Source organism: Vibrio sp. (assembly GCF_984391705.1).
This window is the reverse complement of the sequence record NZ_CFHWOM010000038.1, coordinates 1-15,293: the sequence shown is the minus strand read 5'-3', so window position 1 is coordinate 15,293 and position 15,293 is coordinate 1. Positions and strand designations below refer to the sequence as shown.

At 45.7% G+C, this 15,293-nt stretch carries 15 protein-coding genes and 1 other RNA gene; 4 read left to right on the top strand and 12 right to left on the bottom strand.

The window, feature by feature from the left end; translation table 11 throughout:
• Positions 1–14 precede the first annotated feature (14 nt).
• From mraY to rsmI, 8 genes are all read right to left on the bottom strand, one after another.
• Entirely contained in the window at positions 15–1,097 is a 1,083-nt protein-coding gene (gene mraY / locus AC4MRV_RS16185) for a phospho-N-acetylmuramoyl-pentapeptide-transferase (protein WP_491188357.1), read from the bottom strand.
• On the bottom strand, positions 1,094–2,452 hold the full coding sequence (locus tag AC4MRV_RS16180) for a UDP-N-acetylmuramoyl-tripeptide--D-alanyl-D-alanine ligase (RefSeq protein ID WP_491188356.1): 1,359 nt from the start codon (positions 2,450–2,452) through the stop codon (positions 1,094–1,096). Before AC4MRV_RS16180 ends, mraY begins: the two co-directional genes overlap by 4 nt.
• Positions 2,452–3,933 carry a UDP-N-acetylmuramoyl-L-alanyl-D-glutamate--2,6-diaminopimelate ligase gene (murE, locus tag AC4MRV_RS16175; RefSeq protein WP_491188355.1) on the bottom strand — a complete coding sequence of 494 codons (1,482 nt, stop codon included), beginning with the start codon at positions 3,931–3,933 and terminating at the stop codon, positions 2,452–2,454. Before murE ends, AC4MRV_RS16180 begins: the two co-directional genes overlap by 1 nt.
• A gap of 12 nt (positions 3,934–3,945) precedes the next feature.
• Positions 3,946–5,673, bottom strand: coding sequence for a penicillin-binding transpeptidase domain-containing protein (locus AC4MRV_RS16170; protein WP_491188354.1), 1,728 nt, complete (start codon positions 5,671–5,673; stop codon positions 3,946–3,948).
• A complete protein-coding gene (gene ftsL / locus AC4MRV_RS16165; protein WP_491188353.1) occupies positions 5,670–5,987 on the bottom strand; it encodes a cell division protein FtsL in 318 nt (105 codons plus the stop codon). Before ftsL ends, AC4MRV_RS16170 begins: the two co-directional genes overlap by 4 nt.
• A 6-nt stretch (positions 5,988–5,993) precedes the next feature.
• Positions 5,994–6,944, bottom strand: a complete 951-nt coding sequence (gene rsmH, locus AC4MRV_RS16160) for a 16S rRNA (cytosine(1402)-N(4))-methyltransferase RsmH (protein ID WP_491188352.1) — start codon at positions 6,942–6,944, stop codon at positions 5,994–5,996.
• A 186-nt stretch (positions 6,945–7,130) separates the two neighbouring features.
• Positions 7,131–7,582: RNase P RNA component class A (gene rnpB, locus AC4MRV_RS16155), an RNA gene on the bottom strand.
• A 158-nt stretch (positions 7,583–7,740) separates the two neighbouring features.
• Positions 7,741–8,604 (bottom strand): 16S rRNA (cytidine(1402)-2'-O)-methyltransferase, encoded by an 864-nt coding sequence (gene rsmI / locus AC4MRV_RS16150; RefSeq protein ID WP_491188351.1) that lies wholly within the window; start codon positions 8,602–8,604, stop codon positions 7,741–7,743.
• Positions 8,605–8,667: 63 nt separating this feature from the next.
• On the opposite strand from rsmI, the gene AC4MRV_RS16145 reads away from it, so the two are divergent.
• Genes AC4MRV_RS16145 through AC4MRV_RS16130 form a run of 4 tightly spaced genes read left to right on the top strand, consistent with a single transcriptional unit; the run spans position 8,668 to position 12,004 of the window.
• Positions 8,668–10,482, top strand: coding sequence for a penicillin-binding protein activator (locus tag AC4MRV_RS16145; RefSeq protein ID WP_491188350.1), 1,815 nt, complete (start codon positions 8,668–8,670; stop codon positions 10,480–10,482).
• Positions 10,469–10,834, top strand: coding sequence for a YraN family protein (locus AC4MRV_RS16140; protein WP_491188349.1), 366 nt, complete (start codon positions 10,469–10,471; stop codon positions 10,832–10,834). The genes AC4MRV_RS16145 and AC4MRV_RS16140 overlap by 14 nt, the downstream gene beginning before the upstream one ends.
• 3 nt (positions 10,835–10,837) lie before the next feature.
• Entirely contained in the window at positions 10,838–11,428 is a 591-nt protein-coding gene (locus AC4MRV_RS16135) for a phosphoheptose isomerase (protein WP_004744965.1), read from the top strand.
• A 3-nt stretch (positions 11,429–11,431) separates the two neighbouring features.
• Complete coding sequence (locus AC4MRV_RS16130) at positions 11,432–12,004, top strand: BON domain-containing protein (RefSeq protein WP_491188348.1); 573 nt, start codon at positions 11,432–11,434, stop codon at positions 12,002–12,004.
• Between the two features lie 58 nt (positions 12,005–12,062).
• Here AC4MRV_RS16130 and sspB read toward each other — a convergent pair whose 3' ends face one another.
• From sspB to AC4MRV_RS16110, 4 genes are all read right to left on the bottom strand, one after another.
• Entirely contained in the window at positions 12,063–12,551 is a 489-nt protein-coding gene (gene sspB, locus AC4MRV_RS16125; RefSeq protein WP_491188347.1) for a ClpXP protease specificity-enhancing factor, read from the bottom strand.
• 10 nt (positions 12,552–12,561) lie between these two features.
• A complete protein-coding gene (sspA, locus tag AC4MRV_RS16120) occupies positions 12,562–13,197 on the bottom strand; it encodes a stringent starvation protein SspA (protein ID WP_491188346.1) in 636 nt (211 codons plus the stop codon).
• A gap of 97 nt (positions 13,198–13,294) precedes the next feature.
• Entirely contained in the window at positions 13,295–14,032 is a 738-nt protein-coding gene (locus AC4MRV_RS16115; RefSeq protein ID WP_491188345.1) for a cytochrome c1, read from the bottom strand.
• Positions 14,029–15,293: cytochrome b (locus tag AC4MRV_RS16110; RefSeq protein WP_491188344.1), on the bottom strand; the 1,265-nt coding region annotated here is incomplete at its 5' end. The genes AC4MRV_RS16115 and AC4MRV_RS16110, both read right to left, overlap by 4 nt.

The window sequence follows — 15,293 nt, the reverse complement described above, 5'->3', positions numbered from 1 at the left end:
TACAGGTTTAATCCTTAACGTACTTTTAGCGTCGCTAAACCAATCAAAACAAGAACAATTGAAATAATCCAAAAGCGCACAATAACACGCGGCTCCGGCCAGCCTTTCAACTCATAGTGGTGATGAATCGGCGCCATGCGGAAAATTCGTTGACCACGAAGCTTGTAAGAACCCACTTGTAGAATCACTGACAATGTTTCCATTACGAATACACCGCCCATGATAACCAACACAAATTCCTGTCGAACTAAAACGGCGATGGTACCTAGCGCACCACCTAATGCAAGAGAGCCGACATCACCCATGAATACTTGCGCAGGATAAGTATTGAACCAAAGGAAACCAAGGCCCGCACCCACGATTGCAGTACAAACAACAACTAACTCTGAAGCTTGAGGTATATAAGGAATATGCAGATAGTTTGCGAATTGAACGTTACCCGTAGCCCAAGCAATAGCAGCAAAGCCAGCAGATACTAAGACGGTAGGCATGATCGCTAAACCATCTAAACCATCAGTCAGGTTGACCGCGTTACTGGTACCGACGATCACAAAATACGTAAGGACGATGTACATCAAGCCAAGCTGAGGCATCACGTCTTTAAAGAATGGGACGACAAGTTGAGTCGCAGCAGTATCTTGACCGTGCGCATAAAGGGCAAAGGCAACAACAAGTGCAATTGCCGACTGCCAGAAGTATTTCCAGCGGGCAATTAAGCCATCGGTATTTTTACGAACCACCTTACGGTAGTCATCGACAAATCCAACAGCACCGTAACCAATCAGAACGGCTAATACAGCCCAGACATACGGGTTAGATAAATCTGTCCATAATAATACGGTCGTCACTATGGCGGTCAAAATCATGATACCACCCATGGTCGGAGTACCACGTTTACTAAAGTGCGATTCAGGACCTTCATTACGTACAACTTGACCAATTTGCAGCATCTGCAAACGACGAATCATTTTCGGTCCCATCCATAGAGAAATACCTAGAGCGGTCAAAACACTGACAATTGCTCGAAATGATAGGTATTCGAATAAACGGAAAAACGAAAAGTATGGCTGTAGCAGCTCTGCAAGCCAAATGATCATGAATACATCTCCTTCAAAGCAGTAGCAATTTTACTCATCCCAGCACTGTTCGCGCCTTTAACTAATAAAGTTTGCGCTTCATTGTGCAGCGGAAGCTGCTGCTTAATAAACTCAATCATAGCGACATGAGTATCAAAGTGCGTCCCTTGGCATTCTTCACTGATCGCTTTCGCATCAGCGCCATAAGTCAACACGTGTTCAAATTTGAATGGGGCAGCATGTTCCCCGACTTGACGGTGAAGTGCAAGACTTTCGTCACCTAACTCAGCCATATTGCCTAAAATTAACCAACGAATACCCTTAAAACTACTGAGTAGATCAGCAGCTGCTTTCATAGCAGGCACGCTAGCATTGTAGCTATCGTCAATCAGTTTGATCGTATCGGTCAAAGAGATCGACTCCACTCTTCCCTTAACCTTAGCTAAATGACGTAAGCCTGATTGCACCATCTCAATGGTTGCTCCGAGCTCAAAAGCTAGAGCTGCCGCAGCTAGAGCGTTAGCAACGTTATGTTGACCAATAATCCCCAGTTCGACTTTAAAACAGCCTTGAGGCGATACCAACTCAAAAGAGGCTTCACCTGCGTCGTTCATTACCACTTGTTGGGCAAAAAAATCTGCACTTGAATCAACCACAGAGAATGTTTTTACTTGCTTATCGGCCAATACTTCTTGCCAGTATTCCCCACCATTACTGTCTAGGTTGACGATAGCGACAGAACCAGGCTTCAAACCTTGGTAAATTTCACCTTTCGCCTGCTTTACACCATCTATAGAGCCAAAGCCTTCCAGGTGAGCTGCGGCTACGTTATTGACCAGAGCAACATCAGGTTGAACAAGTCGAGTAGTATAAGCAATTTCACCAATATGATTGGCACCAAGCTCAATGACTGCGAAGTCATCTTCTGGAGTAGAACGAAGCAGTGTCAAAGGGACTCCGATATCGTTATTGAAATTGCCCGCAGTAAACAGCACTTGGCCATGGTTAAGCATGATGCTAGCCACCATTTCTTTCACCGTTGTCTTACCACAACTCCCCGTAATAGCCACTGTAGGAGTTTGGCAAACTTGATGAACAAACTGGCCTAATTGGCCTAGCGCTTGCTTTGTATCTTCAACCAGTAGTTGAGGGACATTTGAGTCAATGGTTCGGTTAACGAGTAGTGCGCTAGCCCCAGCCTCAACGGCATTCAAGGCAAAGTCGTGAGCGTCGAATCGCTCTCCTACCAAGGCCACAAAGAGCGCTCCGGGTTCAATAGTACGGGTATCCGTTGATACCATGTTGATTGCAACATCATTGCCAATCACCTGCCCATCAATCGCTTCTGCAAGCTGAGATAACATCATGCTAATCATTAGTTAAGCTCCAATAGTTGCAGAGCCGATTCCCGGTCTGAGTAGTGCACTGTTTCATTGGCCAGTACTTGATAATCTTCGTGGCCTTTCCCCGCCAACAAAATGATATCGTTGGCTTCGCTATTCGCTAAAGCATGTTGAAGGGCTTTAAAACGATCATGTTCCACGATTACCTGTTCAGGCTTTTTAACCCCCGCCAACATATCAGCAACGATCGCTTGTGGGGATTCACTACGTGGGTTGTCATCAGCCAATATTACATTGTCAGCAAGACGCTCACCGATTTCAGCCATCATTGGTCGTTTGCCTGTGTCTCGGTCTCCACCACAGCCGAAGATAGCCCATAGTTTGCCGCGACAATGAACTCGCAGTGCAAGTAATGCTTTCTCTAGCGCATCAGGCGTATGAGCATAATCGACGACAACCTTAGCTCTGTTTTCGGATTGAAAGAGCTCCATTCGCCCGATTACAGGGGTAAGCTGAGATGCGGTCTCAATTAGCGCCTGTTTGTTGACACCAAGAGCCAGAAGCGTTGCTAGGGCCACCAATACATTATTGGCATTGAACTCCCCTATCAAAGGAACCGTTAGCTCTCCCTCACCAAAACGACCGGAGAATGAGAGAGAGATCCCTGAATCGGAATACTCTACTGATGAAGCAAAAACAGCGTTTTCACTAGTGAGGGGGTGAAGGGATACTTGGATCGCATCTGATAGTTGCGCCGCCCATTTAGCGCCCACAACATCATCTACGTTGATAACAGCCTTGCCACATTCGTGTTCGGTAAACAGCGAACGCTTCGCGAGCTCGTATTCTTCCATCGTACCGTGATAATCGAGATGATCACGGCTCAGGTTGGTAAATACAGACGCAGCGAATGGCAAAGTTCTTACTCGTCCTTGGACTAAACCATGGGAAGAGATCTCCATTGCGGTATAGCCCGCACCTTTCTCTTCTAAGGATGCTAAAGTATGCTGAATTTCAATCGCGCTACCAGTGGTATTCACCGCAGGTTGAAGTGCATCAAGAAAACCGTTACCGGCCGTACCTAATACAGCAGCCCTTTTACCTACAAGATCCAACCACTGAGCGATGATCTGGGTAATAGTCGTTTTACCGTTGGTGCCCGTCACACCTATAAGCTGCATACCTCCCAAAGGGTACAAGCGCGATGCAAGCTCTGATAGCTTTTGATCTAACTCGTTGATGTAGATAACTGGAACTTGACCAAACAGCTCGATAGAGCCTTCTACGTGAAGGTCGCACGCCTGAGCAATGACGGCATTTGCACCACTGCTGATTGCCGATTGAATAAAAGCTCGGCCATCAGCAGCATGACCTTTAACCGCAACAAACGTCGAACCGTCAGTCACTTTACGGCTATCCAGTTCCAAATGGGAAATGGCTATAGCATGGAAATCATAAGTAGATACATCTACCCAAGGCTCAAGTAATGTCGATAATGCGATCGGTTTTGACATGGAGCGTCTCAATTAATTTTCTTTAAATCTGTTTTCATCAGGCGCCACATTTAAGATTTGCAGCGTCCCTTTTAAAATTTCGGAAAATACAGGGCCCGCTACCGAACCACCGTAATAGTTGTCACCTTGTGGTTCATTAACCACTACAACCAATGCGACTCTCGGGTCACTAGCAGGCGCAACACCTGCGGTATAGGCAAAATATTCATCACCATAGCCACCCGCTATCGCTTTTCGCGATGTCCCCGTTTTTGCAGCGACTCGATAACCAGGTACCGCTGCTTTTGTTGCGGTGCCTCCTGGCTGGGTAACCGTTTCCAGCATAGCAAGAACTTTGTGGGCATTGTCACTATCAATGACCTGTCTTGAGAAGTCCTGGTCATTATTTTCAATAATGTGAATTGGCTGGTACTTACCAAAGTTACCTAATGTCGCATAGGCATGCGCTAGCTGAAGAGGCGTAATCGTTAAACCGTAACCAAACGATAATGTTGCTATCTCAAACTTTGACCAACGACGGCGATTAGGGAAAATACCTTGAGTTTCCCCAACTAAGTTCAATCCAGAAACTTCGCCAAAACCGACAGAACTATACATACCTAATAGAGCCTCTAAAGGCATATCAAGCGCTAGCTTAGCAACACCGATGTTACTCGATTTCTTAAGAATTGTGGTCAGATCGGCTTTGCCCACTTTGGACGTATCTCGAACACGGCTACCACCAATTTGCATAATGCCATTCCCGGTATCAATAACGGTATCGTCATCCGCCACGCCGTTTTCCAGCGCAGCTAATACAACAAACGGTTTCACTGTGGAGCCAGGCTCAAAAGCATCCGTAATAACACGGTTACGCATCTTGGCCGATTGCAAGTCCGAACGGTTATTCGGGTTGTAAGAAGGAGCGTTGACCATAGCTAATACAGCTCCAGTCTTAACATCTAGAATAACGGCTGAGCCCGATGTCGCTCGATAGTCAGCTACCGCCTGTTTGATAGCTCGGTAAGCAATAGCTTGGATGCGTTGATCAATAGTAAGTTGAAGTGGTTTACCTTCTTCACGTTCTTCCAGAGAGATGTTTTCTACAACACGTCCATATCGGTCTTTACGAATAATGCGTTTGCCCGCTTCCCCAGTAAGCCACTTGTCATAACTTCGTTCGACACCTTCAAGACCATGACCATCAATACCAGTTACTCCAACTAAGTGGGCACTAACTTCACCAGCTGGATAATAACGTCTTGATTCTGCTTTCAAGCCAACACCAGCTAACTTAAGCTCGCGAATATAGTGGGCCATCGCAGGGCTAACTTGACGTTGCAAATAGATGAAACGACGCTTCTTATTACGATTAATTTTCTCGATCAACTCGTCACGTTTAACACCAAGTACATCCGCCAGTGCGTGCCAACGGTCAATGTCAGTTAAACCACCTTCTTTGAAGATTGTAGCCGGGTCAGCCCAAACGGCTTCGACCGGAACACTAACAGCTAAAGGTTCACCGTTTCGATCAGAGATAATGCCGCGTGCAGAATGGAGCGTTTTTGCACGAATGGAACGTAAGTCACCCTGTTTGATTAAGTTATCAGGTTCAATAATTTGAATATATGCGATACGCCCAACCAACGCGGAAAACGCGATAAAAACGCAACACAGTACGAGATTAAATCGCCAACGTATCAAAGTGGGCGGCTGATTAACTTCTGATGATTTAGCTGGGGTAACTTTCTTTTTGCTCATGGGAGTTGAATGACGACTTCTTTGTCTGCATCTGGACGAGTCATTTCGAGATCTTGTTTAGCGACAGCTTGCACTCGACTATGCTCAGCTAAAGCGGTTTCTTCTAGAAGAAGATTGCGCCACTCGTTATCTAAACGCTCACGTTCCATCAACGCTTGATCTTTCTCGGTAATCGCCTGGCGAGTATGATGAGTCGTGAACACCACCCCCATTGCACTGGCGAAGATAAGCACCAGTAAAACCAAAGGTACTCGGCCCACCGTTAGTAGGTCAAGTGCGATGATTTTTGCTAGATTAGGAGTGGTGTTGCTCATGGGCGGTTACAGTTTTTCAGCGACTCGCAAAACCGAACTGCGAGAGCGCGCATTAACTTCGACTTCATCTTTCGAAGGCTTAATCGCTTTACCAATTGGCTTCATGTTTGCGCTGCCGAGAGCTTTAATTTGTTCTTCCGTCATTGGAATCCCGTGTGGTACTTCAGGGCCTTTGCTCTCTTTACGGATAAAGCGTTTTACCATCCGGTCTTCCAATGAGTGGAAACTGATCACAGACAAACGACCTTCTGGAGCCAAAATGCTCGCAGCGCCTTTTAACGCTGTATCGATCTCTTCCAACTCACTATTGATGTAGATACGGAAAGCTTGGAAAGAGCGTGTTGCAGGGTGTTTTTTCTCTTTAAAGCTCTTTGGTGCAGCGTCAGAGATTAACTTCGCCAACTGACCAGTACGTGTCATTGGCTCGTTTTCTTCGTTTTCACGGTACGCCACGATCGCTTTGGCAATACGACGCGCATGTTTGTCTTCACCAAACTCGCGGATTACCCAAGTAATGTCATCAAGGTCCGCTTCCATTAACCATTGAGAAACAGGAATCCCTGATGTCGGGTCCATGCGCATATCAAGCGGGCCATCTTTCATAAAGCTAAAGCCACGCTCTGCATCATCTAACTGAGGAGACGAGACACCGAGATCCAACAACACACCATCTACTTTACCAACAAGTCCGTACTCAGCGGCATATTCTGCCATCCCTGAAAATGGACCGTGAATAATAGTAAAACGAGGATCGTCGATTTTATTTGCTTCCGCAATAGCCTGTGGGTCTCGATCGATGCTGTAAAGACGACCATTCTCGCCAAGTTGAGAAAGAATCGTGCGGCTATGACCACCGCGGCCGAACGTCCCGTCAATATAGATACCGTCAGGTTTAATCGCTAAACCATCGATAGATTCATGAAGGAGTACGGATATGTGTTTAAATGCTTCGGTCATAGTTATCTCATGTGGCTGACGCATTGACGAATTCAGAATCTCCAGTGTACTGATTTAGCGGCTTATCGCCACCACTAGCGAGAGAGAACACGTGATTTTGCGCTAAGTTTAATGGTTCGAAAATAAATTAGGTCAATTAAAAGCAAAAAACCCATCATAACAACAAAGTTACGATGGGTCTCGAATAGGTGGAGCCGACACATAAGCCGGGTTCTGTTCCGCTTGCGCGGCGGTAGCCATTCGTCTAGGCCAGCAATCACTCACTGGCTCGAGCAACCTACCCGCCTCCTTACGCGAGCAACGCAATGTGGAGGCCTATTTGGTCTTGCTCCGGGTGGAGTTTACCCTGCAACGGACTATTGCTAGCCGTCCGGTGCGCTCTTACCGCACCCTTTCACCCTTACCTGTGCCCTAAGGCCATCGGCGGTCTTCTCTCTGCTGCACTTGTCGTAGGCTTGCGCCCCCCAGGCGTTACCTGGCACCTTGCTCTATGAAGCCCGGACTTTCCTCCCCTTTGTCAGTCTCCCGAAGGACGTCAACGTCAGTCTCCCAAAGGACCTCAACGTCAGTCTCCCAAAGGACCTCAACGTCAGTCTCCCGAAGGACATCAACAAAGCAGCGGCTACCCAGTCAGCTCCGAGGGCGGATTGTATAGAGTTCAGAGTGAAGTGTCTAGCGAGATCACAGAAATGATGAAAACGGAGGGCTAAGTGATTATAAAACGTACGGCCTCGACAAGTTAAAAACGAGAGCCAAGATAAAACAGCTCTCGGCTCTCAGTATCTATTTCTTTCTCTTAATCGAGATTATCCAGCCCCCACTTGTACAAGGCATTCTTTTTAAGGTTATAGATTTCAGCAACCAAAGCCGCAGCTTTCTTTAAAGGTAATTCCTTAACTATGATGCCAAGGGCACGAGTTGCTTCCTCAGGCAAAGAGTCATCGACTACCGCTCGATAACCGTGAATCAACAACGCCATTTCACCACGCTGTTGATTCTCATCCGCTCTGACCCACTCAACTAATTCAGCCAGTGGCATGCCTTGAATGGTTTCAAATGTTTTGGTTAGCTCTCTAGCAAGGACCACTTCGCGATCAGGACCAAGAATCTCTAACATATCATCCAAAGAATCGAGAATACGATGTGGTGACTCATAAAACACGCAAGTTCGCTCTGCTTTTGCAATCTCTAGAAACTTATCTTTACGCCCTTTGCTTTTCGCAGGTAAGAAGCCTTCAAAACTGAAACGGTCTGAAGGAAGGCCTGACGCACTCAAAGCCGTAACAACGGCACACGCACCAGGGAGAGGAACAACTTTAACGCCAGCTTGACGACATTTTGTCACCAAATGGTATCCTGGATCACTAATTAACGGTGTACCCGCGTCAGAAACCAATGCAATTGAGTTACCCGCTATAAGTTTCTCAACCAAGACTTGCGCTTTTTGCTGTTCATTATGATCATGAAGGGCAAAAGTTTTGGTCGAAATGCCAAAATGAGACAACAACTTACCGGTATGGCGTGTATCTTCTGCTGCAATTAGGTCGACACTAGATAAAACGTCTATTGCACGTTGAGTGATATCACCTAAATTGCCAATGGGAGTCGGGACAATGTAGAGAGTTGGGACCTCTGTTGGTAAGGTTTTGTTATCTGTCATTTGTTTACCATCACTTCAACGATTAATATAGACACAATTTTATACGGAATTAACTAAGAACTCATGGCCATGAAAAACCATAAGCGACTCAGTGTAACACGCTTACTCACTCCTGTAGCCCTTGCTGTTGCATTAACAGCTTGTAGCTCAGGTCCATCAACACCTCAGTCCGTTGATATCACCTTGGATCCAAATCAACCTCTGCAAACTTACCTGATGCGTGCAGATAGCAGCACAGGCAGTTTGCAAAATGACTGGTTAATCATGGCTCTGAAAGCATCCATCGACGCCAATGACACTGCGCAAGCAGAATTGCTTATCAAACGCCTTTCTCGTCAGCAACTGACCGATATGCAGCAGGCGGAATGGCAACTCGCTCGAGCCGATCTTTTGATTAAGCAAGAGCAACACGAGGAAGCGCTTAAGCTGCTCAATTTCCGGGAAAACTGGCAGCTCGTTGATGAACAATGGAAAGAATACCACCAAGTTCGTGCGTCTTTATTAATTAAACAAGGCGATTACTATTCAGCTGCACGAGAGTTAAGCCAAGAGAGCCGCTATGCACCAATCGATGAGCAACAGTTTATTGCTGACAGTATTTGGGGCAATCTGACTCGTGTTACGGACCGTGACTTAACGGCTGCAGCAAGATCGACGAGTGATGACGTCTTTGCAGGTTGGTTACAACTGGCGGATTATAGCCAAACTTTAGCTGGCTCACTTGCTCAACTGCAATCATCAATTGAACAGTGGCTGTTAGAAAACCCAAATCATCCAGCAACTGAGTTCACGCCTCAGTCGATCCGTGACATTCTCGCGTTAGAGATATCAAAACCAGTTAATACTGCACTGCTACTGCCATTAACAGGTAAATTCTCGAAGCAATCACAATTGATTCGTGATGGATTCATTCTTGAGATGATGAATGATAGCGAGCGTGAGGAAGATGCAACTCTTACGGTGATTGATACCAACGCGATTTCTATCGAAGAGCTTGAAGCTAAACTGATTGAAAAGAACATCGACTTCGTCGTTGGCCCGCTTGTAAAAGACAACATCGAGAAATTGCAACGCGCAGAAGAAAACTTTGCTAAACCTCTGCCAATGCTTGCCCTAAATATTCCAGAAGAAATTGAAGTAAGTACAAGTACTTGCTACCTTGCGCTTTCACCTGAGCAAGAAGTCGCACAAGCAGCTAAACATTTAGCTAATGAGGGTTATCAGTTCCCGCTCATCCTTGCGCCGCAAGGGAGACTAGGCAACCGAGTCGTCGAAGCATTTGAAGCTGAATGGCAAAAACACAGCAGCAACAAGGTTGCCGTCAATCTATTTGGCGACAAGCGTCAGCTACAGCGTAATATCAACCAAGTGTTTGGTCTACAAGACAGCCAACAACATATCGCTCAAATGGACTCTCTGCTCAGTGTTCCTCTAGAAAGCCAGCCACGCAGCCGCCGTGATATTGATGCGGTATACATCGTCGCAAGCAGTTCAGAGCTCACGCTGATCAAACCATTTATCGAAGTGGCTATTAACCCTGATACTCAACCGCCAAAACTGTACTCTAACTCCCGCAGTAATAGTGGCCGTCATCAATACGAAGACCTAACAGGCGTTAGCTACAGTGATATTCCACTGCTTATACAGCCAGATGCAAAACTTAAAGCGCAAATGGACCAGCTATGGCCAAAAGACTCTAATGCGGAAAAGCGCCTTCAAGCGCTTGGTATGGATGCTTATCGCTTAATGGAGCAACTTCCACAAATGAAAGTCGTTCCAGGCTACACAGTCAACGGCAACACAGGCATGCTCACAATTGATGAGAATTGTGTTGTGCAACGTGAAATCAGCTGGGCTGAACACGGTGCTGCGCAGTAAACGTAGTACAGGGCAACAATATGAAGCCGCAGCAGAAAAGTACCTTATCAGTTGCGGCTTATCTCTAATTGAGAGAAACTTCCATGCCAAAGGGGGAGAGATAGACCTCATCATGCGCAATGGTTCAACCATAGTGTTTGTGGAAGTTCGCTATCGTACCCAACAGACTTTCGGTCACGCGGCAGAAACCGTTACTCGCAACAAAATTCAAAAACTAATAAAAACCGCGAATGTGTGGCTGATGAAAAAGGGTTTATCCGTCTATTCAACCGATTTTCGCTTTGACCTAGTCGCTATCCACCAACATGGAAAGCAAGTCGAGTGGATCAAAAACGCAATTACTCAAGGATAATCGATGCTAGACAGCATTAAAGACAGCTTTACAGAAAGTATTCAAATTCAAATCGCGGCCGCAGAAGCGCTTCCCGATGCAATTACACATGCAGCTCAAGCGATGGTTGCTAGCCTACTCAATGGCAACAAGATTCTTTGTTGCGGTAACGGAGGCTCTTCTTCAAACGCACAACAATTTGTTTCTTGCCTTTTAAACCGCTTTGAAACTGAGCGTCCAAGCTTACCAGCTATGGCATTAACAGCGGATAACACCACATTGACCGCAGTTGCCAACGACTACCACTACGAAGAAATTTTTTCCAAGCAAGTGCGTGCATTTGGCCAAACCGGCGACATATTACTCGCAATTTCAACCAGTGGTAACAGTAAAAACATCATCAAAGCAATGGAAGCCGCTGTAACCCGTGACATGACAATCATCGCTTTAACGGGCAAAGATGGTGGTGAAATGGCTGGGTTATTGGGAGAAAACGATGTGGAAATTCGTATTCCCTCTCACAGAACGGCAAGAATTCACGAAGTTCATATGGTGACACTACACTGCTTGTGCGATCTTATCGACCAAGTGTTGTTTCCCGCTCACGAAGAGTAATCTATGAAACTATTGAAAACTTTAATTCTTACCTTATTCGCTCTCAACTTGACGGGCTGTGCAGGATTGTTTGTAGCTGGAGCTGCAACGACGGCAAGTATTGTGATTGATCCACGAACCACTCAAGAGATTTGGAACGACAATAACATTGAGTTTGAGATCACAGGTCTTGGAAATAAAGCCCCATTCCGAGGCAATGCTCGTGTGACTGCAAGCTCGTATAATGGAACCGTTATTCTGTTAGGTCAGGCCAATACGTCAGAACTTAGCGCTCAACTTGAAGGGCAAGTGCGCAAGGTTAAAGGAGTAAAAACGGTCCATAACCAACTCAAAATCAAAGAACCTTTATCCGTTGGACAGATTAGCCATGACAGTTGGATAACCACAAAAGTTAAATCAGCATTGCTCGCCAATTCTGAGCTAAACGGCGTAAAAGTGAAGGTGATTACCGAAGATAAAGAAGTTTACTTACTTGGCTATGTATCTCAACAACACGCAGACATCGCCACCGACATTGCACGAAACACATCTGGCGTAAAGCAAGTTATCCGAGCTTTCCAGTCTAGGGATGAATAAGTAAAACTAGATAACAAAAAAAGCAGCGAGTGATCGCTGCTTTTTTATATCTGCTCACTTACTTGACTACTCGTAAGCTTGGGCGGCCTTTAGGGCGCGGAGGTTCATCGTCTGGAGTAACTTCGTTACTTTCGACCTCAGTAACCTCAGAAGCAACTGATAGCGGAGAGATATCCTCTTCGACAATCATCTCTTCTTCATCTTCGAACTCACTCATATACGCCTCTTCAGGCTCGAACATCGTTCCTGCACCATTTTCACGGGCATAGATCGCTTGAACAGCATAAAGAGGGACAATTACTGAGTGTGGTCGCCCACCAAATCGAGCATTAAAGGTAATAGCCTCATTACCTAGCTCTAAATTACCAACTGCTCTTGGAGCTATGTTCAAAATGATTTGACCATCTTGAATAAACTCTTCGGGAACTCTAACACCTGGTAATGTCGCCGCGACAACAAGATGCGGCGTTAAATCATTATCCACCAACCAATCATAAAATGCGCGTAGCATATAAGGACGGCGGGGAGTCATGTTCGCAATATCCATCAGTGACAGATTAGCGAGCTAGACGCATTTCACGCTCAGCTTCAGTAAGAGAAGCTAGGAATGAGTCACGTTCAAATACTCGGTTCATGTACACTTTTAGCTCTTTCGAACCTGGACCAGTCAACTCGATACCTAGTTGAGGAAGGCGCCATAATAACGGTGCTAAGTAACAATCGATTAGGCTAAACTCTTCGCTCATGAAGTACTCGTACTCTGCAAATACAGGAGCTAGAGTCAGTAGATCATTACGTAGTTTATTACGTGCAGATTCAGCTTCTTCCGCTGTACCTTTTACCACTTTCTCAGCTAGCGTGTACCAGTTTCTCTCAATACGGTAAATCATCAGACGACTGTTACCACGAGCAACCGGGTATACAGGCATCAATGGTGGATGAGGGAAACGCTCATCAAGGTATTCCATAATGATCTTAGAGTCGTAAAGCGCTAGCTCACGATCAACTAGAGTTGGTACTGTCTTGTATGGGTTAAGTTCGATAAGCTCAGCAGGCAGATTCATTTCATCTACAAGTTCTACTTCAACACTTACACCTTTCTCAGCCAGAACAATACGTACCTGATGGCTATACATATCAGATGCACTTGAAAATAGAGTCATCACAGAACGTTTATTGGCAGCTACAGCCATGGAGCCCTCCAGCACACTTACAAATATAAAAACAATGGAGGCTAAGCCTCCATTGTTAAGTTTAAAAATTGGGAATTAGCACAGTATGATAGCACAATTAGTGCACATCACGCCAATACTCTTTCTTCAGCAACACAACAACGATTGTGAAGATAACTAAGAAGCCCATAACCCACCAGCCTAGTGCGTGACGCTCTAGTTTCACTGGGTCACCGGAGTACTCTAAGAAGTTCACTAGGTCGCGAACCGCATTGTCATACTCTTCGTCGTTTAGCTCACCTGTACCATCGGTCTCGATACCAACGACTTTAGTCACTTCTTCACCATTAACCATGTGTGTTTCATAGACTGGAGAAGGAATACCTTGTAGCTCTTCCAACACATGTGGCATACCAACACTTGGGAAAACCACGTTGTTCACACCAAATGGACGACTTGGGTCTTCGTAGAAAGAACGCAAGTACGTGTATAGCCAGTCAGTACCGCGTACACGTGCAACTAATGTCAAATCAGGCGGTGGAGCACCAAACCATTTAGCCGCAGATTCCTGAGGAATTGCGTTCACCATTAGATCACCTACCTTCGCTTCAGGATCAAAGATTAGGTTTTCTTTAAGCAATTCAACTGGGATACCGATATCACGAGCAACACGCTCATAACGTTGGTACTGAGTAGAGTGACAAGCAAAACAGTAGTTCATAAACAGCTTTGCACCGTTTTGCAATGAAGCTTGGTCACTCAAGTCATTGTTTGCTTTATCAAGTGGTACGTTAGCACCCGCTGCCATTGCCAATGAAGGCAGCATTGCAAATAAAATTACAATCCATTTTTTCATTTGAATGTCACCCTTTCTGGTAGAGGCTTAGTCGCTTCGTTCTTACTGTAGAAATACAGTAATACGAAGAACATGAAGTAAGCTAAGCTGAAGATCTGTGCTAATAGCGTGTACGTTGGCGTTGCTGGAAGCGCACCAAGAATACCTAACGCGATAAAGCTGATCGTGAATTGGATGATATTGAATAAATGGAACTTACTGCGGTAGCGGTAAGAACGCACGCGACAGCGGTCTAGCCAAGGTAGAACAAATAGAACCGCAATTGACGCACCCATCGCGATAACACCAAGTAACTTATCCGGAACCGCACGTAGAATCGCGTAGAACGGAGTGAAGTACCAGACTGGCGCAATATGCTCAGGTGTTTTCAGTGGGTTTGCTGCTTCAAAGTTAGGTGGCTCAAGGAAATAACCGCCCATCTCTGGATTAAAGAACAACACGTAGCAGAAGAAGAACAAGAAGCCTGCAACACCAACCATATCCTTAACGGTACCGTAAGGGTGGAAAGGAATTGAGTCAATGATGTCATATTTCTTCGTGTAGTAATCGTGGAACTTAAACTGTGTCTGGTAGTCGTCACCCATCTTGCCTTTAGGCAATTTAGTCTCGATACCATCTGGGTTATTTGAACCCACCTCGTGTAGCGCTAGTACGTGTAGAACGATAAGCAGCAGAAGTACGATTGGTAGTGCGATAACGTGTAGAGCGAAGAAACGGTTTAGCGTCGCACCAGAGATAACGTAGTCACCACGAATCCATAGTGTTAGGTCATCACCAATAACTGGAATTGCACCGAATAGTGAGATGATTACCTGAGCACCCCAGTAAGACATCTGTCCCCATGGTAGTAGGTAACCCATGAAAGCTTCTGCCATCAACACTAGGAAGATAAGCATACCGAAGATCCACAGTAGCTCACGAGGCTTCTGGTATGAACCGTAGATAAGACCACGGAACATGTGCAGATAAACAACAACGAAGAATGCTGATGCGCCAGTAGAGTGCATATAGCGCAGTAGCCAACCGTACTCTACATCACGCATGATGTATTCGATTGACGCAAATGCACCATCACCAGATGGAACGTAGTTCATTGTTAACCAAATGCCCGTTAGGATCTGGTTAACCAAAACAAGCATCGCTAGTGAGCCAAACAAATACCAAAAGTTAAAGTTTTTCGGCATTGGGTACTCAGAAAGGTGCTTTTTGTACGCATTCATTGCGGGTATGCGTTTTTCTACCCAATCAAGTAGAGCTTGCA